This window comes from Buttiauxella izardii (assembly GCF_003601925.1).
GTDB classification, from domain to species: Bacteria; Pseudomonadota; Gammaproteobacteria; order Enterobacterales; family Enterobacteriaceae; genus Buttiauxella; species Buttiauxella izardii.
This window is the reverse complement of the sequence record NZ_QZWH01000003.1, coordinates 138,709-163,804: the sequence shown is the minus strand read 5'-3', so window position 1 is coordinate 163,804 and position 25,096 is coordinate 138,709. Positions and strand designations below refer to the sequence as shown.

The 25,096-nt window shown below is 52.0% G+C and carries 24 protein-coding genes and 1 tRNA gene; 18 read left to right on the top strand and 7 right to left on the bottom strand.

Going from position 1 to position 25,096, the window contains the following annotated elements:
* The first annotated feature begins 18 nt into the window (after nt 1-18).
* From D6029_RS01870 to D6029_RS01835, 9 genes are all read left to right on the top strand, one after another.
* A complete protein-coding gene (locus D6029_RS01870; protein ID WP_120063152.1) occupies nt 19-213 on the top strand; it encodes a host cell division inhibitor Icd-like protein in 195 nt (64 codons plus the stop codon).
* Entirely contained in the window at nt 206-1,081 is an 876-nt protein-coding gene (locus D6029_RS01865) for a site-specific integrase (protein WP_120063151.1), read from the top strand. Before D6029_RS01870 ends, D6029_RS01865 begins: the two co-directional genes overlap by 8 nt.
* Complete coding sequence (locus D6029_RS01860; RefSeq protein WP_120063127.1) at nt 1,078-1,284, top strand: hypothetical protein; 207 nt, start codon at nt 1,078-1,080, stop codon at nt 1,282-1,284. The genes D6029_RS01865 and D6029_RS01860 overlap by 4 nt, the downstream gene beginning before the upstream one ends.
* A 3-nt stretch (nt 1,285-1,287) precedes the next feature.
* Complete coding sequence (locus D6029_RS01855; protein WP_120063126.1) at nt 1,288-1,590, top strand: DUF4222 domain-containing protein; 303 nt, start codon at nt 1,288-1,290, stop codon at nt 1,588-1,590.
* The gene (locus D6029_RS01850) at nt 1,587-3,350 is read left to right on the top strand and encodes a DNA primase family protein (RefSeq protein WP_120063125.1); all 1,764 of its coding nucleotides are present in this window, start codon (nt 1,587-1,589) and stop codon (nt 3,348-3,350) included. Before D6029_RS01855 ends, D6029_RS01850 begins: the two co-directional genes overlap by 4 nt.
* Nucleotides 3,351-3,735: 385 nt before the next feature.
* Nucleotides 3,736-4,407, top strand: coding sequence for a hypothetical protein (locus tag D6029_RS01845; RefSeq protein WP_120063124.1), 672 nt, complete (start codon nt 3,736-3,738; stop codon nt 4,405-4,407).
* Nucleotides 4,408-4,434: 27 nt separating this feature from the next.
* A complete protein-coding gene (locus D6029_RS01840; protein ID WP_120063123.1) occupies nt 4,435-5,415 on the top strand; it encodes a major capsid protein in 981 nt (326 codons plus the stop codon).
* Nucleotides 5,416-5,814: 399 nt separating this feature from the next.
* On the top strand, nt 5,815-5,991 hold the full coding sequence (locus D6029_RS22460; protein WP_167455956.1) for a hypothetical protein: 177 nt from the start codon (nt 5,815-5,817) through the stop codon (nt 5,989-5,991).
* Nucleotides 5,992-6,060: 69 nt separating this feature from the next.
* Nucleotides 6,061-6,651, top strand: a complete 591-nt coding sequence (locus D6029_RS01835) for a tail assembly protein (protein WP_120063122.1) — start codon at nt 6,061-6,063, stop codon at nt 6,649-6,651.
* A gap of 120 nt (nt 6,652-6,771) precedes the next feature.
* Here D6029_RS01835 and D6029_RS01830 read toward each other — a convergent pair.
* From D6029_RS01830 to rpsU, 4 genes are all read right to left on the bottom strand, one after another.
* Nucleotides 6,772-6,848, bottom strand: a tRNA-Ile gene (locus D6029_RS01830).
* Between the two features lie 183 nt (nt 6,849-7,031).
* The gene (gene rpoD, locus D6029_RS01825) at nt 7,032-8,870 is read right to left on the bottom strand and encodes an RNA polymerase sigma factor RpoD (protein ID WP_120063121.1); all 1,839 of its coding nucleotides are present in this window, start codon (nt 8,868-8,870) and stop codon (nt 7,032-7,034) included.
* Between the two features lie 153 nt (nt 8,871-9,023).
* Nucleotides 9,024-10,769: a DNA primase gene (gene dnaG / locus D6029_RS01820; protein WP_120063120.1), complete on the bottom strand. Its 1,746-nt coding sequence runs from the start codon at nt 10,767-10,769 to the stop codon at nt 9,024-9,026.
* A 166-nt stretch (nt 10,770-10,935) separates the two neighbouring features.
* Entirely contained in the window at nt 10,936-11,151 is a 216-nt protein-coding gene (gene rpsU / locus D6029_RS01815; RefSeq protein ID WP_001144069.1) for a 30S ribosomal protein S21, read from the bottom strand.
* 247 nt (nt 11,152-11,398) lie between these two features.
* Between rpsU and tsaD the strand changes: the two genes are divergently transcribed.
* Nucleotides 11,399-12,412: a tRNA (adenosine(37)-N6)-threonylcarbamoyltransferase complex transferase subunit TsaD gene (gene tsaD / locus D6029_RS01810; protein ID WP_120063119.1), complete on the top strand. Its 1,014-nt coding sequence runs from the start codon at nt 11,399-11,401 to the stop codon at nt 12,410-12,412.
* 35 nt (nt 12,413-12,447) lie between these two features.
* Here the strand turns inward: tsaD and plsY are convergent, their stop codons facing one another.
* Nucleotides 12,448-13,065, bottom strand: coding sequence for a glycerol-3-phosphate 1-O-acyltransferase PlsY (plsY, locus tag D6029_RS01805; RefSeq protein ID WP_120063118.1), 618 nt, complete (start codon nt 13,063-13,065; stop codon nt 12,448-12,450).
* Nucleotides 13,066-13,172: 107 nt separating this feature from the next.
* On the opposite strand from plsY, the gene folB reads away from it, so the two are divergent.
* From folB to D6029_RS01765, 8 genes are all read left to right on the top strand, one after another.
* Entirely contained in the window at nt 13,173-13,541 is a 369-nt protein-coding gene (gene folB, locus D6029_RS01800; RefSeq protein ID WP_120063117.1) for a bifunctional dihydroneopterin aldolase/7,8-dihydroneopterin epimerase, read from the top strand.
* A 106-nt stretch (nt 13,542-13,647) separates the two neighbouring features.
* Nucleotides 13,648-14,466: an undecaprenyl-diphosphate phosphatase gene (gene bacA, locus D6029_RS01795; RefSeq protein ID WP_120063116.1), complete on the top strand. Its 819-nt coding sequence runs from the start codon at nt 13,648-13,650 to the stop codon at nt 14,464-14,466.
* A gap of 213 nt (nt 14,467-14,679) precedes the next feature.
* Nucleotides 14,680-15,114, top strand: a complete 435-nt coding sequence (locus tag D6029_RS01790; protein WP_147365211.1) for a hypothetical protein — start codon at nt 14,680-14,682, stop codon at nt 15,112-15,114.
* Nucleotides 15,096-15,410: a PTS fructose transporter subunit IIB gene (locus tag D6029_RS01785; protein WP_034493201.1), complete on the top strand. Its 315-nt coding sequence runs from the start codon at nt 15,096-15,098 to the stop codon at nt 15,408-15,410. The genes D6029_RS01790 and D6029_RS01785 overlap by 19 nt, the downstream gene beginning before the upstream one ends.
* Entirely contained in the window at nt 15,403-16,530 is a 1,128-nt protein-coding gene (locus D6029_RS01780; RefSeq protein ID WP_120063114.1) for a PTS fructose transporter subunit IIC, read from the top strand. Before D6029_RS01785 ends, D6029_RS01780 begins: the two co-directional genes overlap by 8 nt.
* Before the next feature lie 113 nt (nt 16,531-16,643).
* Complete coding sequence (locus D6029_RS01775; protein ID WP_120063113.1) at nt 16,644-19,250, top strand: glycoside hydrolase family 38 N-terminal domain-containing protein; 2,607 nt, start codon at nt 16,644-16,646, stop codon at nt 19,248-19,250.
* Entirely contained in the window at nt 19,244-21,724 is a 2,481-nt protein-coding gene (ptsP, locus tag D6029_RS01770) for a phosphoenolpyruvate--protein phosphotransferase (protein WP_120063112.1), read from the top strand. Before D6029_RS01775 ends, ptsP begins: the two co-directional genes overlap by 7 nt.
* Nucleotides 21,725-21,752: 28 nt before the next feature.
* Nucleotides 21,753-22,988 carry an MFS transporter gene (locus tag D6029_RS01765; protein WP_120063150.1) on the top strand — a complete coding sequence of 412 codons (1,236 nt, stop codon included), beginning with the start codon at nt 21,753-21,755 and terminating at the stop codon, nt 22,986-22,988.
* On the opposite strand, the gene D6029_RS01760 is transcribed toward D6029_RS01765, so the two are convergent.
* Together D6029_RS01760 and D6029_RS01755 are read right to left on the bottom strand one after the other, a co-directional pair.
* Nucleotides 22,969-24,216 carry a multifunctional CCA addition/repair protein gene (locus D6029_RS01760; RefSeq protein ID WP_120063111.1) on the bottom strand — a complete coding sequence of 416 codons (1,248 nt, stop codon included), beginning with the start codon at nt 24,214-24,216 and terminating at the stop codon, nt 22,969-22,971. The genes D6029_RS01765 and D6029_RS01760 overlap by 20 nt on opposite strands.
* Nucleotides 24,217-24,283: 67 nt before the next feature.
* Nucleotides 24,284-24,904: a TIGR04211 family SH3 domain-containing protein gene (locus D6029_RS01755; protein ID WP_120063110.1), complete on the bottom strand. Its 621-nt coding sequence runs from the start codon at nt 24,902-24,904 to the stop codon at nt 24,284-24,286.
* Nucleotides 24,905-25,096 lie beyond the last annotated feature (192 nt).

Here is a 25,096-nt window from a genome sequence, read left to right as displayed (position 1 = left end):
CTCATCGGAGGCCACAAAATGGCTACTACCCTCGCACAAGCTACACCCGCATTCATCTGGATTATCGCCGCTGTTCGCCGCGATACGCCGACAATCAAACCTGTTTTACACCATATCCCTGCTGTTTCAGAGCAAGAAGCCCGCCGTATTCTGGCGCGTGACCATGTGTGCTTCTTTGCTGGTCGTCTGCCAGTGGAGGTGCGCCATGCTTAACCTGCAAACACTGACCGCCAAAGCTCGCGCCGTTCGCGGTAATATCGTGGCCGCAGTATCCACCAAAGGCACCCGCACTAAGTCACCTGTCTACGAGCGTGACGAACAAATCAAACTGCGTGAGCGCATCCAGCAAACCCAACCTGACTGGGTTTTGTTGTGGTGGGACATTTCCGTGATAACTGGCTGGCGAACTGCTGACGTGTGCAACCTGCGCTATTCCTGCGTGGACTGGGACACAGGCAAAGCCACCATTACCGTTGCCAAACAAACCAAAGCCGCAGAAGCAAGAGCCACACGTAAGGGCGTGGAGCTGGTGCGCAAGGCCCGGAAGGACGCCGCCCGGATGGATGGCGACCACGTAGGCTATATGGCATGGGATAGCGCCACCCCTGACGAAATCGCCGCCAGCATGACACCAGACGAACAGGAGATGTGTTTCGAGCTGGTGAGCCGCGCTGACGTAAAGCGTGACACCAAACAGCTACCACCGGGCATATTGAAACGCCTCAGCGAACGCCTGGAACGCAACCTGATTGACGACGATCTTGTCTTTTCCCGTTCACAGATTGAAAGCAACCGTTGTTCCTCTCTGGATGGTAGCGTGACGCGCCAGACCATCTGGAAGCGCCTGAGCACTGTTTGCGCCTGGTTCACGCACCACATCAACGCCAAACTACGTCTGAGCGCATACAGCACACGCAAGATTGCCGCATTCAACATGATGTGCCGTGGTGGTGAGCAGGGCTTGTTAATTGCTTCGGAGATGCTCGGACATAGCAACCCGGCAGTAACTCGCACATATCTGCAGCTGGGTAGCCAGGCTGGAGAGATGCAAGCAGCTATGGCGCTGGAGGTGATGGCGTGAGCGAAATTTACGATCTCGTGCGCCGCTCGGACGGGAAAGTCATGGATAGCTTTCTCTCAGGTGGTCGCTGGCAGTTATATACAACGAATGGGATAGTCTCAGTACGCCCACTAGAAGAAGATGAAATCATTTTTACACCTGCTGGCATGATTCAGTTATTGCGGCGTGTTGGTTATCGCGTAATTAGTACAACCGGGGAATAAACAATGAAAAAGAAATTAACTGGCTTAATTGCTGGTGGCCTCGCTCATCCTGAAATCAGACAGGGCGATAAATGGAAAGACAGCAGAGGCAATATTGTCATTATTCAAAGTAACCGTTTCAACAGAGTGACGTTTATTCGAGATGGTTATTCCGGTGAATGTATTTTGCCTGTTGCGCGCTTTGAAAATGAATTTATTTTGGTTAGGCATCAAACATTTAGCGAGTGGTGCGAGACACATAACACCGCCGAAAAAATACAGAATTTACGTGCGCTGATTAATGCGAGCCGGGAGAGAAAAGAGTGAATAACGCACCTAACGTTAAATGTCTGCCAAAAGATAAACTCACTGAGGCAATTATCTTTGCCGGGGCCGACGCATACAGCCACATGCAACACTGGACAGATAGCGAGGGGACTAAGGCCGGTGATAGTGTGCCGCCAGTCTGGATTGGTCCAAAGCAACTTTCTGAGCTGGATAACCTGCGCATTATTGATGACGGGCGTCGTTATGCTCGAGTCTATCGCGCCGGGGCGCTGTCCGAATCTCAAGTAACGGTCATCGCTACAAAGTTGGCACTGGCCGGAGTGACGGAAGCGCGTCTATTTAACGGAATAGGCGAACAGAAACCCGCCGAGGACTGGACGCCGCAACTGCCCCGCTTGAAAGCTGATGCAGAGAACGGGCATAGCCTGGTGGTTAAGGTTCCGCGCGGTGACATCAATCTGATCCAGATGGCAGACAATGAAAAGGCACTGCTGCTGGCCTCCAGATACAAAGGGATCGCCATTCACGCCGAGAGTGAGGCCGTTTATCTCTACCGGGCTGGTGTGTGGGAGAAAGCCGCGCCGCTGGAGTTAAGCCGCGAAATGGTGGCGATATACAACGAAAACCAAACCAACTTCGGCAAAAGAACGATAAATAACGTAATTGAGGCGTTAAAAATCGTTATCCCGGTAATGGGATTGCCACGCCGTAACCTGATCCCATTCGCTAACGGCGTGTATGACATGGAGACAGGGGAGTTTTCAGAGCACGACACCGCGAACTGGCTGACCAACCACAACGGCGTTGAATACACCCCTGCGGTACCAGGCGAGAACCTCCACGACCACGCGCCGAACTTCCACAAATGGCTAAGTTACGCATCAGGTAAAGAGGCTCTTAAAATGCAGCGCATTGCTGCTGGCCTGTTTATGGTGCTGGCTAACAGGTTCGACTGGCAATTGTTCCTCGAGATAACTGGCGTGGGTGGCAGTGGTAAAAGTGTGTTTACCCATATCGCTACCATGCTGGCGGGGCAGCACAACACGGCGAGTGGGAACATGGCAGCGCTGGACAGTGCCAGGGGCCGCGCTCAGTTCGTAGGAAAGAGCATGATCACCCTTCCAGACCAGCCCAAATATTCAGGGGAGGGAACGGGCATCAAGGCAATCACTGGCGGCGATGCAGTAGAGATTGATCCGAAGCACGAACATCAATACACGGCCGTTCTGCGCGCTGTCGTGATAGCCACCAACAACACGCCCATGGTGTTTACCGAACGCGCCGAGGGTGTGGCCCGGCGTCGGGTAATCTTCCAGTTCAACAACCGTGTGAGCGATGTAGATAAAGACCCTCTGTTGCCTGAAAAGATTGCCGCTGAAATCCCGGTAATCATTCGCCGGCTGCTGGCGAACTTTTCCAACCCGGATGACGCCAAACGGCTGCTGCTGGAGCAACGGAACAGCGAGGAGGCGTTAGAGGTTAAACAGAAAACCGATCCGCTTTATGCGTTCTGTTCACATCTTAAAAAACTTAACGAGTGTACGGGGATGCTGGTGGGCAACCGCAACCCGCCATTCTTTCCACGTGCCTATGTCTACCACGCTTATCTCTCGTTCCTGGAGGCCAACGGATTCGACAGGCCGTTAACGCTGAATAAGTTTGCGGAGGGTATGGAAAGCGCTATGCGCGAGTTCAGCCACGAATACAGGAAAGAGAGAAAGACCCGCGGCATTGTCACTAACGTTGAACTGTCAAATAGCGCCGAGGACTGGTTACCCCAGTCACACCATAAGCAGTAAATAGCTGCGTTAAATAAAAAATGGCTAAAGGTGTTCATAGTGTTCATAGATATAAAAAATATATTTATAAACAGTTAGTTAGACTATGAACACCTTGAGCCAAGGTATTCATAAGGTGTTCATGGTGTACATCAAAACTATGAACACCATGAATACTTGTGAAGACTTAAAAAAGTTAGTGTACATACTTTAACTTAATGAAATTAATGGTTTTTATACTCGGTATGAACACCATGAACACCTTGAAGGGAAATTCTTTAAAACACGTCCTGATACCAGAAAATATAGTGATTAATTAAAGTGGTTGAATTTATATTATCAATCATCAAAACAGGTATAATGATTAACTCTTAACCGCGCTAGGCGCATTGCATTAGGTGCAAACATGCTAAAACTCCGCATTACCTCCGATGACTTCCAATCCCTCGATAAAGCTCTGCAATCCTTTTACGTTGAACAAACCGATGGCTACGCGCTGAACGTCGAGCAGGACGATTCCGCCGCAAATGGCCTGAAAGCAAAGAACAGCGAGCTGCTGACCAAGTTAGCCGGGGAGAAGGAACGCCGGATTACTGCGGAGGCGCAGTTAAAAATGGCGAGTGATGCCGCCGCCGGGCACGACCAGAAACTTAACGAGATCACCACCGAGCGCGACAGCTACCGCGCCGGGCTGGAGAAATCCCTCATTGAAAAGCCAATTACTGATTTTATGCAGGCTAATTTCATTGAAGGCTCTGACGAGTTTGTCGTGCCACTGCTTAAAAAACACTTCCAGCTCCACCGTAATGACGATGGAACCTACGAGAGCGCTATTTTCGTCACAGAGGATGATGGCTCCGGTTCAACCAAGGAAAACCGTGTGGACGCTGAACAGCTCCGCCGGCACATGATGGTTGATAACAAGCTGGATTGGGTTTTGAAAGCGTCAGGGAACTGCGGCGGCGGCAGTACATCCTCTGTCAGTACATCCACAACGCCAACCCACCGTTACGAGCCAGGCCCGAACGGACAACAGGATCTCACCAGTCAGGCTCGTGAAATCATCGGACAGAAATAACAGTCAATTAACGATGATAGGTGAATTATGTCTTTAGAAATGTTCCAAACTCAGGTGCGTTCAACCATTACTGAACTTGTCCTGAAACAATCCTCACTATTCGGTGCTGCTACTGGCGGTGCTATGCTGCTGGGCAGCGAAAAGACCATTGGTGACTATGCCGAGGAATCAAGCTGGAAACTCATTGCAGGCCTGGTGACGGCGCGTAACGCTTATTCAACCACGGCAGTTACGCCGAAAGAACTCGAGCAGATCCTCAAGCGCGCACCGCGATTTGACTGGCGTCTCGGCCCGGTAAAAGTGAATGATGGTCTGCTGGCGCGTATCGACTCCAGCCCGGAGGATGCAGCAGCGGCAGTATCAGCACAGGCCGCGCAGGGCATCATTGAGCAACAAATCACACAGGGGTTGGCAGCTCTTGATGCCTGCGTGTCTACCAACACTAAATTTGCCCTGAGCATTCCCGCCGATGTGGCTGCCTCAACTGGTGACATCACCCCCAAACTAAGCCATTTCGTGAAAGGCCGCCGCGCGTTCGGTGACGCCGGGCAAAACATTGTCTGCTGGGCGATTAACTCTGACGTGTATTACAGCTTGGTGGAGAACGACCTGTTCAAGAACGCTGAGCAACTCTACAAGCTGGGTGACATTGCTGTATTCACGGATGGCCTGAACGGTCGATTCCTTGTCAGTGACTACGTTCCGTCAAATACGGCTTACGGCATGGTTAGCGGCGCGGTAATGATTGATAACGGCTACCAGTCAAAATTCGTCGTGCAGCCACAGCTGGGTGGCGAGTCACTCACAACAATGATGCAGAGTGAAGGTGAATTTAAAATCGCTGTTAAGAGCTACCGCCTCAAGGCTGCAATGGCTACCAAACTGGCTAACACCGTATCTATCACTGCTGACCAGGTGAAGGATAAAGCGAGCTGGGAGTATTACGCCACTGACGACGCGCGCGCACAGCCAGGTGTGAAACTCACGTTTACTCCGAAGGCAGCATAACCAACAAACCGTTTCACTTTTGCCCCCGCATCCGCGCAGTACCAGGGGGCTTTTTTATGCACCTGAGAACAGGGTACCTGAGGTAATGCAAGTGGTACGCAAACAAGAAGTATGCATGGCGGGTACTTGTCAAAACTTGTCATTGAACTGCGCAATTCAGGCGTGAATAACCTCACGAATCCTGACGCTCAAACTGCGCAGTGCGCACTTAAGAAAACTTCAGTTGCGCACCTTTGGCGAATTGCGCAGATCACCGCCTCAACCCTTGTCAGCACTGGGATACGGCTGCTAAATCAGCGGGTATAAAACTGCGCAGTTACTGTTAGTAATTGTTAGTACTCAAGTTGCGCAGTGCGCAGTAAAAATTGCGCAGTATTTCCCACGAGAGGAATAAAACAAATGACCAGAACCCTAATCACCATGCTCGAGGAGCTGGAGCGGCTATGTCTCAAAAGCCCTGATGTGTTCACTGCAATAGAAATCAACGTAAAGGGCGAGGATGGTTCGCTCCTGCATGGGTTCGTTTTGCCGTCTGAAATGCTCTTAGAAGACGAAAACAGTCATGCGACACATTAATTGTTGGTGCCTGATGTGCAGAACGCGCCAGGCCAAAGTTACTGTTCAAATACAGTGGGAGTTAAAACGATGAGATTAACGACGGTTCGCCTGTATGGAGCGCTGGGCGCTCGTTTTGGACGTGTTCATAAGTTCGCTGTTAATACTTCACAGGAAGCCGTAAAAGCCCTTAGCGTTAATTTTGATGGGTTTGAGGATTATCTCAACAATGCCAAAAGCAATGGGATGGTGTTCGCCGTGTTCCGTGGAAAGCGCAACATTGATGTAGAGGATTACCGGAATCTTGGCGGCGCTGATGACATTCGCATAGCGCCAATTATGGAAGGTGCGAAAAAGGCTGGGATGTTCCAGACCATCCTGGGTGCGGTGTTGCTTGTAGCCGGGATCGCAATTTCTGTTTTATCCGTTGGTACTATGTCTGCATTCGGTGCGCAGATGGCTTGGGCTGGTGGAGCAATGATGGCTGGTGGCGTATTCCAGATGCTTTCACCGCAGCCGCGAGGTTTACATGGACGCCAAGACCCCGATAACAAACCCAGCTATGCCTTTGGAGGTGCGGTTAACTCAACGGCAATGGGAAACCCAGTCGCGCTGCTTTACGGAGAACGTGAAATTGGCGGGGCCATTATTAGTGCTGGGATCGTTGCTGAGGATATTTAACAGCAACCTAAGTCAGTCAATTTGAATTGAGTTTACTTGCTCATACTTTTCCAAGGTATCCCCTGAGTATCCCCAGAAAAGACTAAGGGCCTACGTTTTCACGTAAGCCCTTGTTTTATTTGGTGGCCCCTGCTGGACTTGAACCAGCGACCAAGCGATTATGAGTCGCCTGCTCTAACCAACTGAGCTAAGGGGCCGTGGCGCAGGATTATAATGTAACTTGGGGCTTCATTCCAGTCATTACGTGACATCTGCTGGTTTTATAATCAAAGCCTAATCAAACTCTTATAGTTCCCATTTCTTATATTACGCCCAGCTATTATTAACGTGCAGGCATAAAAAAACCCTCGCGAGGAGGGTTTTTTAGCAGGCTGATGTGATTAGTCGTCCAGGAAGCTACGCAGCACTTCAGAGCGGCTTGGGTGGCGCAGTTTGCGCAGTGCCTTCGCTTCGATCTGACGGATACGTTCGCGGGTTACGTCGAACTGTTTACCCACTTCTTCCAGCGTGTGGTCGGTATTCATGTCGATACCGAAACGCATACGCAGGACTTTCGCTTCACGCGCGGTCAGGCCAGCCAGAACGTCGTGTGTTGCGTTACGCAGGCTTTCAGACGTTGCAGAATCCAGTGGCAGCTCGAGGGTGGTATCCTCGATGAAATCACCCAGATGCGAATCTTCATCGTCGCCGATTGGCGTTTCCATGGAGATTGGCTCTTTAGCGATTTTCAGCACTTTACGGATTTTGTCTTCTGGCATCAGCATGCGTTCAGCCAGTTCTTCCGGAGTCGGCTCGCGGCCCATCTCTTGCAGCATCTGGCGCGAAATACGGTTGAGCTTGTTAATTGTCTCAATCATATGCACCGGAATACGGATGGTACGCGCCTGGTCGGCGATGGAGCGGGTGATAGCCTGTCGGATCCACCAGGTTGCATAAGTTGAGAACTTATAACCACGGCGATATTCAAACTTATCAACGGCTTTCATCAGGCCGATGTTACCTTCCTGAATCAGGTCAAGGAATTGCAGACCACGGTTGGTGTATTTCTTAGCGATAGAAATAACCAGACGTAAGTTTGCTTCAACCATCTCTTTCTTCGCACGACGAGCCTTCGCTTCACCGATAGACATACGACGGTTGATATCTTTAACCTGTTCGATGGTCAGGCCGGTTTCTTCTTCAATCTGTTGCAGCTTTTGCAGGCTGCGATGCACGTCGTCTGCAACATCATGCAGTTTTTCAGACCACGGCTTGTTCATTGCGATAGCAGCGTTGAACCAGGTTTCGCTGGTTTCGTTGCCAGTGAACAGTGTGATGAAGTTTTTCTTCGGCATTTTGCACTGTTCAACACACAATCTCATGATCAGACGTTCTTGCGTACGAACGCGGTCCATCATGACGCGCATGCTGTTTACCAGGTAGTCGAATTGCTTCGGTACCAGGCGGAACTGTTTGAAGACCTCAGACAGTTGTTGGATTTCAGCTGCAGAATCGGCGTGTGCACGGCCTTTCGCTTTGATCGTGTCGCGAGCTTTTTCGTACTGTGTACGCAGCTCACCGAATTTTTCACGAGCAAGTTCTGGGTCGATGCTGTTGTCATCGTCAGCTTCTTCTTCGTCTTCTTCCTCATCGTCACTATTAGTGTTTTCTTCGCTGGTTAGCTCAGAACCAATGTGAGTGGCGGTAGGGGCAAGGTCTTCTTCAGCATTCGGGTCAACAAAGCCGATGATCAAATCAGACAGACGTGCTTGTTCTGCTTCTACGCGGTCGTACTGCTCGAGCAGATAAGTGATCGCTTCCGGATATTCGGCAACGGAGCACTGGACCTGGTTGATACCGTCTTCGATACGCTTAGCGATATCGATTTCACCCTCACGGGTTAACAGCTCAACGGTACCCATTTCACGCATGTACATACGAACCGGGTCAGTGGTGCGCCCGATTTCAGACTCTACGCTGGACAGTACTTGTGCGGCAGCTTCTTCCGCATCTTCGTCTGTGTTGTTTGAGTTTTCAGCAAGCAACAGGTCATCGGCGTCAGGTGCTTCTTCCATCACCTGAATGCCCATGTCATTGATCATTTGGATGATGTCTTCGATCTGATCGGAGTCGACGATATCTTCCGGCAGATGGTCATTGACCTCGGCATAGGTCAGATAGCCTTGCTCCTTGCCCTTGGTAACAAGAAGTTTAAGCTGTGACTGCGGGTTTTGCTCCATAAGACGGTATCCACACTTCAGTATTAGGGTTGGTGTCGGTCGGCGAAACCGCCAACAATAACGTAACGAGGGCTGACTTATTTTATTGCCGCTGCCCATCCTTGCGGCGTTCGGGTTTACCCGACGAATGTTCGGCAGTTAAGCCGATGGTATTTACTTTTTCGCGCGTGATTGTGTTATCACACGGACTTCCTCACGCTCCGCGGGCGTTAGCCCTGACGTTCTGGAACGTGCCATCAATTCTTCAAACCTCAACTCCAGCACCGAATCAAACATATGTTCGAGTGCATCGTTGAACGTTTTTTCTGCGATGTCCTTATCTGCTATATCGTCCCATGAAGAGAGTTTTTCAAGGGTGGCGGCTTCATTTGTGCCGCGATATAGCTCTAAAAGCTGACCGGTGGTTAAACCCGGTTGCGCCAGACAGGTATTGACCAGGTCGATAAACAGTTTCAACCCTGGCAACTTCTCCTGCTCCAGACCGGCAAGCGGTGGCACATTGGGTGCCAACTCTGGATTCTGCACCAGCAGTCCTATCAGTATACGCATGGTTGTGCGTTTTAGCTGTGGAGCCGGGCGCGGCGTGCTGTTTTCAGCAAGCTTTGGCATCAGTTTTTCAAGCTGGCTATCGTCCAGAATGCCCAGTTTGTTACCCAGTTCCTGGCGCAGATAAATGCGCAATGTTTCACCAGGTACCTGAGTTATCAGGGGTAAAGCAAGAGTGCTCAGTCGCGCTCGGCCATCAGGAGAACTCAAATCGACCTGTGGCATCAGGCTGTTAAAAAGAAACGTAGAAAGCGGCTGGGCATGTTCCATACGCGCTTCAAATGCTTCTTTTCCTTCTTTACGCACCAGCGTGTCGGGGTCTTCACCGTCCGGCAGGAACATAAAGCGCAACTGGCGACCGTCCGTCATATAAGGTAGCGCAGTTTCCAGAGCTCGCCATGCAGCGTCTCGGCCCGCGCGATCTCCGTCATAACAACAGACAACGGTATCGGTCACTCTGAACAACAACTGGATATGGTCGGCGGTCGTCGAGGTGCCTAACGAGGCAACGGCGTAAGAAATGCCGTATTGCGCCAGTGCCACCACATCCATATAACCTTCAACAACCAGCAAACGCGCAGGTTCCGGCTGGCTTTGTTGAGCTTCATACAGGCCATATAGCTGGCGGCCTTTATGGAAAATATCGGTTTCCGGGGAGTTGAGGTACTTCGGCAGGGCATCGCCCAGCACACGGCCACCAAAACCAATTACCCGGCCACGCTTGTCGCGGATGGGGAACATCACCCTTTCGCGGAAGCGGTCGTAACTGCGCCCCTGATCGTTGGTCACCAACATGCCTGCGTCAGTCAGAGCCTGACGGTTTTCGCTATTACCACCAAAACGCTTTAATACGTTATCCCAACCGGGAGGGGCATAGCCGATGGCGAAATGTTGAATAACTTCGGCACTTAAACCGCGCTGTGCCAGATACTGGCGAGCAGGTTCAGCCGAATGTTGAGCCAGGGATTGCTGATAAAAGGCGTTCAGGCCATCCATCAATTGATAAAGACTTTGCCGTTGATGACGCTCAATCTGGCTCGGTCCGCTACCCGCTTCGTAAGGCACTTCGAGATTGTGCATTGCCGATAATTCTTCAACGCTTTCGACAAACTCAAGCTTGTCATAGTTCATTAAAAAATCGATGGCGTTGCCGTGTGCCCCACAGCCGAAGCAATGGTAAAACTGTTTTTCACCGTTTACGGTAAAAGAGGGGGTTTTTTCGTTATGGAACGGACAGCACGCATGGTAGTTCTTGCCCTGCTTTTTGAGCTTAACACGGGCATCGATCAAATCGATGATGTCGGTGCGCGCCAGCAAGTCATTGATGAATACACGTGGAATTCGTCCAGCCATAGGCCCCGTTTGGTACTCGCTTTCTTTCCGCCTTGCGATAGTTCTGCAAGTCGAAAGAGCAGGAAGTATGTCAGTTCATGAACGAAAATAAGCCGCGCATTCCTTTCGGAAGCACGGCCTTTACAACTACTACTTGTCTGTTTTGGAGGATTGAACCCCCAAGAAATTAGTACAGACGAGTGCGGCGTGCGTTTTCGCGAGCCAATTTCTTCGCGTGACGTTTCACAGCAGAAGCTTTAGCGCGTTTACGTTCGGTAGTCGGTTTTTCATAGAACTCACGACGACGAACTTCCGCCAGAACACCTGCTTTCTCACAAGAACGCTTGAAGCGACGCAGTGCTACGTCGAATGGCTCGTTTTCACGTACTTTAATTACCGGCATTAACTCTCACCTTTGATAAATTCGGTTTGCCGCTGACTTAGGCGTCAGCTATTTCAAAATGGTGCGGAATTTTACTGCAACTACTGCTGCTTTGTAAAGCACCGGACAACCAGAAACCTGGCTTTTAAGGCCGGAATCTTCCAGGGGTGCGGATTATACACCACCCGAGCCGCGTTTGTGAGCAAAGTTTTACAATAAGCACTCAGCGGCTTAAACTTCGCCGCAAGACTTAGAGGTAGAGAAAGCCATGCGCGTATTGGGTATTGAGACATCCTGTGATGAAACCGGCATCGCCATTTATGACGATGAGAACGGGTTATTAGCTAATCAATTGTATAGTCAGGTGAAATTGCATGCTGACTACGGCGGCGTGGTGCCGGAGCTTGCCTCCCGTGACCATGTGCGCAAAACCGTGCCATTGATTCAGGCCGCTTTAAAAGAGGCAGGATTAACCGCCAAAGATATTGACGGTGTTGCTTATACCGCAGGGCCTGGCTTGGTTGGCGCGCTGCTAGTGGGCGCAACCATTGGCCGTTCGCTGGCGTTTGCCTGGGATGTACCCGCAGTGCCGGTGCATCACATGGAAGGCCATTTATTAGCGCCGATGCTGGAAGACAATCCACCCGAATTCCCGTTTGTAGCGCTGCTGGTTTCTGGCGGCCACACGCAGCTGATCAGCGTCACCGGTATCGGTCAATACGAACTGTTGGGCGAATCCATTGATGATGCCGCAGGTGAAGCTTTTGATAAGACGGCGAAACTGCTAGGCCTGGATTACCCCGGCGGCCCGATGCTTTCTAAAATGGCATCACAAGGTACGGCAGGGCGATTTACTTTCCCGCGCCCGATGACCGACCGTCCAGGTCTGGATTTCAGCTTCTCCGGCCTTAAAACTTTTGCAGCGAATACGATTCGCGGTAATGACGCCGATCCGCAGACCCGCGCGGATATCGCTCGTGCATTTGAAGATGCGGTGGTTGATACGCTGATGATCAAGTGCAAACGTGCGCTGGATCAAACGGGCTTCAAACGCCTGGTGATGGCGGGCGGCGTGAGTGCCAACCGCACTCTGCGTGTACGCATGGAAGAAATGATGACGAAACGCCGTGGTGAAGTGTTCTACGCGCGTCCTGAATTCTGCACCGATAACGGCGCGATGATCGCTTATGCGGGTATGATTCGTTTGAAAGCCGGAACGGCGGGTGAATTGAGCGTGACCGTGCGCCCACGCTGGCCGCTGGCAGAATTACCTGCCGCTTAAAATCTCAGTAGAACGAACAGAGAAGGAGTGAGAAATCACTCCTTTTTTTTGTCTTTATTTTTGCGCAGTTTCTTCCAGATTTTGGTTTCCTGGCCGCGCCACAAGCGCTGAATATTATCGTGATGGCGCATCAAAATCAGGCAGGAAAGCATTGCCACCGGGAAGGTGAATTCCGGTCTGAACCACCAGACATAAAACGGCGCAATCAGCGCGCTGACAATCGCACCCAGCGATGAGTAACCGCTCAGCAGCACGCTTAGTAACCACGTTCCCGCCATCACACCGGTTAAATCCCAGCCGATAGGGGCGATTGCGCCAAAGGCCGTCGCCACACCTTTGCCACCATGAAAATTAAAGAATACCGGCCAGATATGACCAATACAGGCGGCGATGGCGATAAGGCCAAGCCAGAAGGGTGTCACGCCGAGTTCGTAAGCTGCCCAGACGGGTAACATTCCTTTGAGAACGTCAAAAATCAGTACCGCTACGGCTGCACCTTTACCGCCAAGTCGCAAGACGTTGGTCGCACCTGGATTGCCGGAACCGTTGAGTCGGGGATCGGGCAGACCGGCAACTCGGCAGACCAGAATGGCGCTAGAAATGGAGCCGCAAAGATACGCAAGCAGGATCATGACGGGCGCGATTGCACTCATAACGCTGTTCCATTTTGAAAGTGTCGTTGTATTCTCTGCATCTGTGGATAATACGCATATTTCGCCGGAAGTGGTATCTGGCGTGACTAAAAACCGGGCAGGGCGTGATGGACATTGTATTTATAGAGCAACTGACTGTAATCACCACGATTGGTGTTTATGACTGGGAACAAACCATTTCTCAGAAGCTGGTATTCGATATCGAAATGGCTTGGGACAACCGCCAGGCGGCGAGCAGCGATGATGTAAAAGATTGTTTAAGCTACGCTGATGTCAGCGAAGCGGTGATCAATCATGTTTCCGGCGGGCGTTTTGCGCTGGTGGAACGTGTAGCTGAAGAAGTGGCACAATTGCTACTGACTCGCTTTAACTCACCGTGGGTGCGTTTAAAAGTCAGTAAGCCAGGTGCCGTTGCGCAGGCTGCTAATGTTGGGGTGGTGATAGAGCGTGGCAGTAATCTGAAAGCCAATAATTAAGTTCATATTTGTTAAACCAAACAGGTCTGGCTTTGTCTTAACTGTCATCTTTTCGCGGCGCATGCCGCTTTTTTCATGTTCGTTTTAGGGGTTAGAGGGTTTATTAATGAGCGATCTGCACTCGTTAGTTATTGCAGCGATTTTGGGTGTTGTTGAGGGGTTAACGGAGTTTTTACCCGTTTCATCTACCGGCCATATGATTATTGTCGGCCACCTGTTGGGTTTCGAAGGTGATAAGGCAAAAACCTTTGAAGTTGTTATCCAGTTAGGTTCTATTCTTGCTGTCGTCGTGATGTTCTGGCGTCGCCTGTTTGGCCTTATCGGCATTCACTTTGGTCGTCCGCAGCATGAAGGTGAAGGTAAAGGGCGTTTAACGCTCATCCACATTCTGCTGGGTATGGTGCCCGCGGTGGTTCTGGGGCTGATTTTCCACGACGCTATCAAATCGCTCTTTAACCCGATAAACGTGATGTATGCGCTGGTGGTTGGCGGCGTGCTGCTGATTGCGGCGGAATTGTTCAAGCCAAAAGAGCCGCGTGCGGTTGGCGTTGATGACATCACTTATCGCCAGGCGTTTGCGATTGGTTGCTTCCAGTGTTTAGCGCTGTGGCCGGGTTTCTCGCGCTCCGGTGCCACCATCTCCGGCGGCATGCTGATGGGCATCAGCCGTTATGCGGCATCTGAGTTCTCATTCTTACTGGCCGTGCCAATGATGATGGGTGCGACGGTTCTGGATGTTTATAAGAGCATCGGCTTTTTAACCATGGCGGATTTGCCAATGTTTGCCGTTGGTTTTATTACCGCATTTATTGTGGCGCTGATTGCGATTAAAACCTTCCTGCAACTTATCAAACGTATTTCCTTTATTCCATTTGCTATTTATCGCTTTGCGGTGGCGGCGGTGGTTTATTTCGTCTTCTTTTAACGTTAACCGTTAATAATAAAAGCCACTCACTTAGAGTGGCTTTTTTATTTCCTGATGCAGATAATCATAATGTAAAAAATTGTGCGAACAATCACATTACATTACCCGCTTACTGACTATTATCGAATGCTCATTTCTGGAGATAATATGTCAGCCATTGTCCACCGAATCATCAGTTATTGCTTCTACTGCCTGCTGGGGAAATTCAGCAGCGTGAAGCTATTACTGAGTGGGCTTTGCTGTTTCAACTCGGTCCAATCACTCAGTGAAGCCGATGAAAATACCCAGGAAAATAGTGAAGATGAGTTTTCTGGCGGCTGGTCGCGGCTTTGGGATTGTGCCGGTGAGAGCCTGTTTACCTCCAATAAACGCCTGCCGATCCCTCATGTTGCCTGCACCGTAAAAACGTCTATTCACGCCCGCCTTGTTGCCCAACTGCGCCATGAATTAGCCTTTAGTTTCACCACCCGTAGTGTGCATCAGTTACTGGTTTGCCAGCGTTTGAGCGGCGAGTCAGATGCCAATTCAGATTCACATAAATCACTGTTTTATTGCCTAAAAAGCACAATGCGCCTCATCGCCATTGTGCTTTTTTTATTGCCTAAATCCGACCCGAGAGAGAAACCATTATGTATATCGTTTGTGTAGCTGCATGCCCAACGGGCGTCGCCCATACCTTTATGGCCGCTGAAGCGCTGGAAATCACTGGCAAAAGTCGCGGGCATGAAATCAAAGTCGAAACCCAGGGCAGCATGGGCGCGGAGAACGAAATCACCGCAGAAGACCTGGCGCGCGCCGATGGCGTGATCATCGCCGCAGATGTTGCTATCAACAACAAAGAGCGATTCGACGGCATGTTAAAACTGGAATGCAGCGTGGCAGACCCGATCAAATTTGGTGAAGCGGTGTTTGAAGCCATCGAGCAGGAGATCAATCATGGCTAAATTTCAGAGTGGCGGAGCGAAATCCTCCACGGGTACAGAAGTGAAAAACGCCATCATGACCGGCGTTTCTTACATGCTGCCGTTCGTCATCGCCGGGGCGGTGATTATGGGCATCGCCCGTATCGGTGCCTCGATGTATGGCATTGATAACATTTGGGATGCCAGCCACGAACAGGCCGCAAGCCTTGTAGTGCAGATGCTGCATAAGTTCGATGGCTTCGGTGGTTTAGCGCTTTCTTTGATGCTGCCGATTGTTGCGGGTTACATCAGCTTTGCGATTGCTAACAAACCGGGAATTGCGCCAGGTATGGTTGGCGGCCTGTTAGCCAGCAACCTGGGAACCGGGTTCCTCGGCGCGCTGGCGGCGGGTTTTGTCGCGGGTTACGTCGTGCGTTTGCTGACCGCAAAAGTGAAACTCCCGCGTTCGCTGGCTTCCGCAGGGCCGATTTTTATTCTGCCTGTCGGCGGCACTCTGCTGACCTGCATCATCATGGCATTTGTGATTGGCACGCCGCTGGCGGCGCTGAACCGTGGCATGGAAGCGTGGCTGCTGGCGATGTCCGGCACCAACAAAATCATTCTCGCCGCAGTCGTTGGCGGCATGGTCGGCTTTGACCTTGGCGGCCCGGTGAACAAAGCCGCTGTCACAACCGCCATGGCGCTGTTGGCATCGGGTATTTACGACCCAAACACCGCCGCACAAGTGGCGATTATCATCCCGCCAATCGGCCTCGGCGTTGCCACGCTTATCTGGAAAAACCGCTTCCCTGAATCGCTACAGGAAGCAGGAAAAGCATCAACTTTGATGGGCTTGATTGGCGTCTCCGAAGGGGCGATTCCTTTTGCGCTGGCGAACCCGAAAATCATTGTTATCAATGTCATCGGTACCGCAACGGGCGCGGCAATGGCGGTGGGTTTAGGCGCAGTCAACCACGCACCGATATCCGGTTTTTACGGTTGGTTAGCGGTCGATGGCTGGCCGATTTACATCCTGTCGATTGCCGTGGGTTCCGCGATTGTGGCGGTGGGTTCATTACTGGTGTTTCGTCAGTCGAATATTACCAGTGCCAAAGAAGAAAAAGCCGTAGCGCCCGCGCCGAAATTTAAAGTCAGCCGCTAAGCTATCGCGAACAAATATAAATGGGGCTGCTGAGTCTCAGGGTTTTCTACATTTAAAATAAAGAGATGATGCTGCGAAAAATAATATCGACAGCATCATGTCAGGGTCGAAATATGAAAACAGTTCATCTGGTACAACATACTCACTGGGACCGTGAGTGGTATTTCACTGAGAATGATTCAAAAGCCGTGCTTTATTATTTTATGGACGATTTATTACAACGTCTGGAACAAGATAAATCCCTCGGGCCATTCGTTCTTGACGGGCAAACCGTGGTGATTGAAGACTATTTAAGTGTCGCGCCGCATCAGGAAGCGCGGTTGCGGAAATTAGTCGAGCAGGGGCGAATCGTGATTGGCCCGTGGTATACGCAGAGCGATTTTCTGGTGGTGGGAGCGGAGTCGATTACCCGCAATTTGCTGCTGGGCCACGCGGATTGCCAGCGTTTTGGCGGCACCATGCCGATTGGTTATGTGCCTGATTCCTTTGGGCAAAGCGCGCAACTACCGATGTTTTTACAACAGTTTGCTATCGACTACGCCGTTATCTGGCGCGGCTGGAGCGAGCATAACGTGGCGCATAGCGAATTTAGCTGGCAGGCCGCCGACGGCAGCAAAGTCACCACCGCCGTGCTGCCATGGGGATACGGCTGCGCGAAATGGCTGCCGGATGACCCGCAGGCCGGGCAAAAAGCGCTGGAAACCATTCTCGCAAAACAGACGCGTTTTTCTCTTACCGACCACGTTCTGCTGCCTAACGGCAACGACCAGTCGCCGTTTGAGTATCGCGTTCCGGCGATGCTCGACAAACTCAATCATCAGCAGGATGACTACCACTTTGTGCGCAGCAGTTTCAGCCAGTTCTTCGAGGCCCTGGACAGCGTTCACATCACTTTGCCGACATACCAGGGTGAGCTGATCAGCCCGAAATACATGCGTATCCATCGCGGTATTTTCTCCACCCGTATGGATATCAAACAGCTCAATGCGCAACTCGAACAGACGTTAAGCCAGCATCTGGAACCGTTACTGGTGCTCAACTGGCGGCTGGGTCTGCCGTACCCGCAACACGCGGTGGACAACATCTGGCGCGAAGCGATGAAATCCCACGCCCACGACAGCATCGGCGGCTGCAACTCCGATCGCGTTAATGCGATGGTAAAAAACCGCCTCGAATCCGGGCTGGAGATGGCGAATCAGCTTATCGACCTGAATATGAAAATGCTGGCCGAAGGGATTACGGCGCAACAGGACGGCAAGAAAATCATCATCTTTAATGCCCGCCCGCAGACGAGTGCGGGGCTGGTGGAATTGACGATTTTCACCCCGGAACAAGATTTCCGTGTGGTCGATGGCGAAGGCAAAGAGCGCCGCTGGCAGATTATCGAAAAAAGCCGCCAGGATATGTCGATCATCGTTCAGGAGCTGTCAAACAGCACCGAAACCACCTGGTATCGCAAATGCCTGTTGCTGCTCGAAGTGGCGGATATTCCGGCCTGTGGCTACCAGACCCTGTATCTGCAAGAGGGCGTCGGCGCTGGATTTGAGCGGCAGATAAAATCTGCCGTGAAACTGGAAAACGAATGGCTGCGCCTTGAAGCAGACAAACGCGGGATTTTGACGCTGACGGATAAGCGCAACCAGCAGGTTTATCGAAATATTTTGCAGTTGGTTGACGGCGGTGACGCTGGCGATAACTACAACTATTCGCCGCCGTTTGAAGACTGGCTGATCAATAGCGATGAATTCCTGACTTCAATCAACGGCGAGCAAGGGCCATTGCAAAGCCGTCTGACGCTCAACTGGCAGATGGCGGTGCCGCAGGATCTGGCGGCCCGTAAAGAGCGCGATGCCAATGCCGAACTGGATATTACGATGAGCATTACGCTGGTGAATAACAACGCCTGGCTGGATGTGGCAATCGACGTCAATAACACCGTTCGCGATCACCGTTTACAGGTTTTGCTACCGACGGGTGTGGAGCAACTCACCCACTTTGCCGACCAGCCATTCGGCCTCATTGAGCGGCCAAATCTGCCGCCGGAAATGGCGGTCTGGCAGGAAGAACAATGGACCGAAGCGCCCGTTGCGCTGTATCCGATGCAAAGCCAGGTGATGATGCACAACGACACTCGTGGTTTGTGCGCGGTAACCAAAGGGCTGCGTGAATACCAGATTCATGAAGATTGTCAGGATGTTATCGCGGTGACGTTACTGCGCAGCGTCGGCTGGCTGGGGCAGGCCAATATGCCTTATCGCCCTGGTCGTGCATCGGGCATGGTTTTGCCGTCGCCTGACTCACAAATCCAGGGGTTGCACCGCTTCAAACTCAGCGTGCTGGCAATGAATAACGGCGCAGACCATCGTTTCTGGCATGACGTTGAACTGGCTCGCGGCAACCTTCACGCCTGGCTTGCGACCGGCTGGTCACGTTTTCGTACTAACCCTCACGGGCGCGTTTTCCCGCCGCATTACAGCGTCTTAACCTGGGACACCGCGCTGCATTTCAGCACGCTGAAAAAAGCTCAACATAGCGATGCGTTAGTTATTCGCGGCTGGAACCCAACGGCGCAAACACTTCCGTGCGGAACGGTGATCGCAAATGGGGAAATTACATCGGTAACGCTTGCAGAAACACCGCTGAAAGCCTTGCAAGAGTCGGTGCCGACCTGCGCACCCGCCACTTTTGTTATCACTTTCGAAGGGGCGAAAACATGCTAACGCTCGACTTTATCTGTACTTTGCCCAACGGCATTCACGCCCGCCCCGCCAGTGAAATTGAGCAATGTGCGCAGTCGTTTAAAGCGGCTATCACCTTAATTAATCTCAGCAAAAATACTCAGGCGGATGCGAAAAGCGTGCTGGGAATGATTGGCGCGGATATCACTCACGGCGATTCGTGCCAGTTTTTGATTGAAGGTGAAGATCAGCAGGCGGCATTTGAGTGCCTTCAGGCGTTTATGCGCGATGACTTTGCCGATTGCGACGAACCGCTGGCTCCTGCATCGGATACGCATAATCAGCCGCTGCCGGTTTTTATTGAACATGCAAAACCGGAATATGTGCGCGGAAACGGCGTCAGCAAAGGGATTGGGCGCGGCGTTGCGCTACATATTGATTCGGTTGATCTTCATGAATTATCGCGCCATGAACCGGCAACGGACGTTGCTCGCCAGCAGCAACAACTGCTTGATGCCTGGGCGTTGACGCAACAGACGCTTAAAAGTGCCGATGCGCATGCCGCGCAAGTACTGGACGCGCAGCTCAAATTACTCAGCGATCCGGCGTTTAAATCGTGCCTGCTTTCGCACGCCTCGGCGCATAACGCTTTGCAGGCGGTTGCGTTGACGGCGCAGGCGTTAAGCGAGCCATTGCTCAAAAGCAGCAGTCAGTATCTGCGCGAGCGGGTGATCGATATTCGCGATCTCTGCCAGGGGATTGCCGCCAGGCTGTTGGGCAGGCCGCTGGAAGCGCAAATGACGCTGATGCAGGACAGCATTGTTATCTGTAGCGGCACGCTGACGCCGGGGCAGTTTTTGCGCCTGCGCAACCCGCATCTAAAAGGCATCGTGATGGGCGACGGCGGCGAAACCTCGCACACCGTGATTCTGGCGCGCTCATTCGGCATTCCGTTGCTGTGTGGCGTAACGCAAAGTGAAACTCTCACGCGCACTGCCAGCGTGTTGATCCTCGACAGCCGTTATGGCGTGCTGGTGGTGAACCCGAATGCGGCGATGGAAAGCTGGTATCGGCTGGAAACCCAAAAACAGCAGGCAATTGCCGAGCGCAGTGCGCCGCTGCGTGGGCAGAATGTGGCAACCGCAGATGGCACTAACGTCAGTGTGCTGGCAAATATTGCGCTGGCCGTGGAAGCGCAAAGTGCCTTTGCCCATGGCGCTGATGGCGTGGGTCTGTTCCGCACGGAAATGCTGTTCTGCGAACGCAGCCAGGCACCGGATGAAGACGAGCAATATCAGGCGTATAGCGAAGTGCTACGCCAGGCGGCAGGCAAAAAAATCACCATTCGCACGCTGGATATCGGCGGCGATAAACCCTGTGAATTTCTTAATCTGCCAAAAGAAGAAAACCCGTTTTTGGGCTACCGCGCGGTACGTATGTACCCGCAATTTCATGAGATTTTCACCACGCAGGCGCGGGCTTTGTTACGGGCGAGTGCCGTCGGGCCGTTGAATATCATGGTGCCAATGGTGGCCACGCTGGCGGAAATTCAGTGGTTACACGGTCAGTTTGCTCACATTGCACAAACCTTACAGCAGGAAGAAATCCCAGTTGGCGAGTGGCATCTGGGGATTATGGTTGAAGTCCCTTCAACGCTCTATCTTCTGGAAAAAGCGGCTAACTATCTCGATTTTGTCTCTATCGGCAGCAATGACCTCGCACAGTATTTCCTCGCTTGTGACCGTGGAAACCCGCATGTGCGCCATCTTTATGACTACCGTAACCCGACGTTTTTAGCCTTGATGCGGGATATTACGCAACGTGCGCAAGCCGCCGGGCTGGCAATCAGTTTGTGCGGTGAAATGGCTGCGGATAAACAAATGTTGCCACTGCTTATCGGCATGGGGCTGACACAACTGAGCATGTCGGCAAGCGCCATCACGCCATGTAAGGAAGCGCTAACTTCGCTTGATGTTCAGCAATGTCAGCAGCTTATTGAGGCGGCAATTGCCTGCGATAACAGCGAACAGGTGCTGGAACTTATCGGGCAGTTTATGCGAGCGCAATCGCAGAAACCGGTGCTGGCGCAGGAATTATTGTTACTGGATAAAACCGTCAGCAGCAAAGAGGAAGCCATTAAATTGCTGACCGATAACCTGGAAGTGCGGCAGCGAGTGGTGTCGGGTGCGTTGGCTGAGCGGGCTATCTGGGATCGTGAAGCCGTTTTCTCCACGGCGCTCGGGTTTTCCGTGGCGATCCCACACTGCAAATCTCCGCATGTTTCGCACAGCAGCATCTCTCTTTTGCGTTTAAATTCGCCGCTGAGTTGGGGGGAAGATGTTGATGTGAAACTGGTTATCATGCTGACGGTGAATGAGTCGGAGCAGGACAATCACATGAAGATTTTCTCACGTCTGGCTCGCAAACTGATGCACAGCGAGTTCCGCGAACAACTGGAAACGCTGGTGGATGCCGCTGCAATCACCGATCTTTTATCGGCTGAACTGGCGCTTTAATGGACGGTTCTTTAACGGACTAATGCAAATGACCTTAACGACCACGTTGCCAGAAACCACCCAAAGCTACCGCAAACCGTTGAGCGTGCTGGCGTGTGCCTTTTTCCTTTGGGGCTGCCTGACCAGTATTAACAGCGTATTGATCCCGTTCTTCTATCACTACTTTTCACTGACTTACCGCGACGCGATGCTGGTCAATGTGGCGTTCTATCTGGCTCCGTTCGTGGCATGTTTGCCCTGTTCGGCGCTGATGGCGCGCCTGGGTTATAAAACGACGCTCAAGCTGGCGGTGGGATTTGCCGTTGTCGGCTGTTTGTTGATGGCGTTGGCGATGTGGCTGGTGACATTTTCGCTGGTATTAATGGCGATATTCATCCTGGCAATGGGGGTTGCGGCGATGCAAGTGGTCGCTAACCCTTACGTCACACGGTTAGGGTCGGAAGAAACAGCCGCGGGACGGTTAAGCCTGGCCTCGGCGATTAACTCCACGGGGACGACCATCGCACCGCTGCTGGTGGCGGGGTTATTGATGCTTTTTCCTGTGATTCAGGTGACACATCAAGAGCCGGTGCGCTGGCTTTTCGTGGTGCTTGCGGCCCTGGCATGTGGATTAATCGTTTTGTTATCTACCCGCCATCTACCCGATTTTCGCCAGCAGCAGATGCAGCGTTTAAGCCATCAGGCCCAAGCGCTGTTTCGTGAATCTCATTTTATGATGGGGTTGCTGGCGATTTTTACCTACGTCGGCGTGGAAGTGGCGGTTGGCACCACGGCATTGAGCTATCTCAGCGATCGCTCTTTGGGAAACCTGGATCTGCAACAGGCCACATCGCTGATTGCGATTTACTGGGGCGGCTCGCTGGCGGGAAGAATGCTGTACAGCCTGGTGGCGCATCGGGTGAATGCGCTGACGGTTTTCCGCATCGTTACTGTCATTGCTGGTGCGCTGGTCATCGCCGCGATGTTATTCGGCAACTTGTGGGGCGGCGTATGTTTACTGTTGGTGGGTTTAATGAATTCGCTGATGTACCCGGTGATTTTCGCCCAAAGCGTGCGCAATTTGGGGGATAAAACCAGCCTCGCTTCGGCGTTTTTGATTATGGCGGGGATTGGTGGCGCGGTACTCCCGTTCCTGCAAGGCTGGCTGGTGGATGCAGCGGGCTTGCGCCTGAGTTTTTTACTGCCGTGTGCGGGATACCTGGTGTTGATGGCGGTTGGCGTGAAAATGCGCCAACCGCCATCAATCAGTTCGCAGCAGGCGTAACCAGTCCGGCTTCTTTTTTCCAGGCTTCTACAGCGGCAATACGGCGACGAGTAAGTTCATTGCGAATCGCCGGGCCGCTGAATCCATCATCAATCACTTCTTTATTGGTCACGCTTTGCGCGGCAACCCACGCGGCACGCAGTAAGCGGCCCTGCGGGTAATCGCTGGCTTCAAAACCTGTGCGCCCACGGGCATCCGCTTCGCTGGTCAAAGCCACTTGCTCAACGCGATGGGGCTTTCGCCAGGCGTCGATAGCATCGAACAATTTGACGATAGTTTTCGGCTGCAAAATAGAAATCGTATGGATGAGATCGTGATACTCGGCCACCAGTTTGGCCAGGTCGCGGATTTCATTCGGCACGCGCATGCGCTGGCACAAATTCTCGACCAGCTTCACGCCTGCAGGGCCATGCCCGTGGTGGCGCGGCCAGAACTCTTTTGGCGTCAGACCCTTACCTAAATCGTGGCAGAGTGTGGCAAAACGCACGTCTACTTCCGGGCTGAGTTGCGCGGCAATCGCCAGCGTCATCAACACATGAATACCGGTGTCGATTTCTGGGTGCCATTTTTCTGGAGCTGGTACGCCAAACAGCGCGTCGATTTCCGGGAATAACACCTTCAACGCGCCACATTTGCGCAGCACATCGAAATAAACCTGCGGGTTACGGCTGGTGAGGGCGTTTTCTGTTTCTTTCCACACGCGCTCCGGGGTGAGGTGCTCAAGTTCGCCGTTGGCGGCCATTGAGGACATCAGCGCCAGTGTTTCCGGGGCAATCTGGAAATTAAGGTGGGCGTAACGTGCAGCAAAACGCGCCACGCGTAAAACGCGCAGCGGGTCTTCATTAAAAGCGGGAGAAACATGGCGCAGCAGGCGTTTTTCGATATCGGCACGCCCGTGGTAGGGGTCGATAAATTCGCCGTTTTCGTCCTGCGCAATGGCGTTAATCGTTAAGTCGCGGCGCAGCAGATCTTGCTCGAGCGTCACGTCCGGCGCGGCATAACAGGTAAAACCGGTATAGCCCTGGCCTGATTTACGCTCGGTGCGCGCTAGCGCATATTCTTCACGCGACTTAGGGTGCAGAAACACAGGGAAATCTTTCCCGACCTGCTGGTAGCCAGCATCGAGCATTTCCTGCGGTGTGGCACCCACAACAACCCAATCTTTATCTTTGACCGGTATTCTCAACAACCCATCACGCACTGCACCACCGACCAGATAAATCTTCACGCTTTAAAGCCCCTGCATCTGTTAACCAATAAAGATAATGCTTAAGTGTAGGATACAGGGTGGCAGATTAATTCATCCAGCGGTCTTTCTTCTTACGGCTTGGGATCATGTGCGGTAACAACAGGCCGAGCAGCAGACCGAAACCAGCGACGCCGCCGCCGTACATGAACCACTGCATAATAATGGCGCGTTGTTTGTCATCGAGTTGCACGTTCGCGGCATCAACTTTTTTCTTCGCGACGATTAACTGATTTTTAAGCTGTTGATTTTCTTCTTTAAGACCGGTAATCACGCTGTCACTTTGCGACACTTTTTGCTGCATATCAGCGGTGCGCTGATTCCAGGTGGTGTCGATATTATTCAGTTTGTCAGTCAGCGTTTTAACCTGGTTTTCAAGGTCGGGTACACGAATGCGCAGGCTTGGAGACGTGCTCAATTGCGCCAGTGGGATCCAGGAAGTGCGGCCATTGCTATCGCGCACCTGGCCATATTTGGTTTCTTCATTGCTCTGCAGCAGGGTGACTTCTTCACCCGCATTCACGGTGCCGAGCAAGCGATAATTATCACCAGGGCCACTACGCACCCAGGTGTTCAGTTCATCAGATACGTAACGTTTTTCATCGGCATGAGCCACAACAGAAACGCTAAGAGAGAGCAAAGTAAGGCAAATTAGGCGGAATTTGTGCATGATTTCGTCGTTATTGTCATAAATAGTGGAACGATAGTAGTGGCATCAGTCTGACGGTGCAATCCGTAAACCTGAATGGGAATCATCCTGGTGTGAATTTGACCAAATGCGCGTAGCACCAGGCCCGTCAAAATACGCGCCACTCATGGTAATTTGGCGAAAAATATTATCTACTGACACCCATCAAACGAT

Excerpts from the sequence above, each read along its gene's own strand:
- D6029_RS01870 (WP_120063152.1), top strand. The coding sequence starts at position 19 with ATGGCTACTACCCTCGCACAAGCTACACCCGCATTCATCTGGATTATC.
- D6029_RS01865 (WP_120063151.1), top strand. The coding sequence starts at position 206 with ATGCTTAACCTGCAAACACTGACCGCCAAAGCTCGCGCCGTTCGCGGT.
- D6029_RS01855 (WP_120063126.1), top strand. The coding sequence starts at position 1,288 with ATGAAAAAGAAATTAACTGGCTTAATTGCTGGTGGCCTCGCTCATCCT.
- D6029_RS01845 (WP_120063124.1), top strand. The coding sequence starts at position 3,736 with ATGCTAAAACTCCGCATTACCTCCGATGACTTCCAATCCCTCGATAAA.
- D6029_RS01840 (WP_120063123.1), top strand. The coding sequence starts at position 4,435 with ATGTCTTTAGAAATGTTCCAAACTCAGGTGCGTTCAACCATTACTGAA.
- D6029_RS22460 (WP_167455956.1), top strand. The coding sequence starts at position 5,815 with ATGACCAGAACCCTAATCACCATGCTCGAGGAGCTGGAGCGGCTATGT.
- D6029_RS01835 (WP_120063122.1), top strand. The coding sequence starts at position 6,061 with ATGAGATTAACGACGGTTCGCCTGTATGGAGCGCTGGGCGCTCGTTTT.
- rpoD (WP_120063121.1), bottom strand. The coding sequence starts at position 8,870 with ATGGAGCAAAACCCGCAGTCACAGCTTAAACTTCTTGTTACCAAGGGC.
- dnaG (WP_120063120.1), bottom strand. The coding sequence starts at position 10,769 with ATGGCTGGACGAATTCCACGTGTATTCATCAATGACTTGCTGGCGCGC.
- rpsU (WP_001144069.1), bottom strand. The coding sequence starts at position 11,151 with ATGCCGGTAATTAAAGTACGTGAAAACGAGCCATTCGACGTAGCACTG.
- tsaD (WP_120063119.1), top strand. The coding sequence starts at position 11,399 with ATGCGCGTATTGGGTATTGAGACATCCTGTGATGAAACCGGCATCGCC.
- plsY (WP_120063118.1), bottom strand. The coding sequence starts at position 13,065 with ATGAGTGCAATCGCGCCCGTCATGATCCTGCTTGCGTATCTTTGCGGC.
- folB (WP_120063117.1), top strand. The coding sequence starts at position 13,173 with ATGGACATTGTATTTATAGAGCAACTGACTGTAATCACCACGATTGGT.
- bacA (WP_120063116.1), top strand. The coding sequence starts at position 13,648 with ATGAGCGATCTGCACTCGTTAGTTATTGCAGCGATTTTGGGTGTTGTT.
- D6029_RS01785 (WP_034493201.1), top strand. The coding sequence starts at position 15,096 with ATGTATATCGTTTGTGTAGCTGCATGCCCAACGGGCGTCGCCCATACC.
- D6029_RS01780 (WP_120063114.1), top strand. The coding sequence starts at position 15,403 with ATGGCTAAATTTCAGAGTGGCGGAGCGAAATCCTCCACGGGTACAGAA.
- D6029_RS01775 (WP_120063113.1), top strand. The coding sequence starts at position 16,644 with ATGAAAACAGTTCATCTGGTACAACATACTCACTGGGACCGTGAGTGG.
- ptsP (WP_120063112.1), top strand. The coding sequence starts at position 19,244 with ATGCTAACGCTCGACTTTATCTGTACTTTGCCCAACGGCATTCACGCC.
- D6029_RS01765 (WP_120063150.1), top strand. The coding sequence starts at position 21,753 with ATGACCTTAACGACCACGTTGCCAGAAACCACCCAAAGCTACCGCAAA.
- D6029_RS01755 (WP_120063110.1), bottom strand. The coding sequence starts at position 24,904 with ATGCACAAATTCCGCCTAATTTGCCTTACTTTGCTCTCTCTTAGCGTT.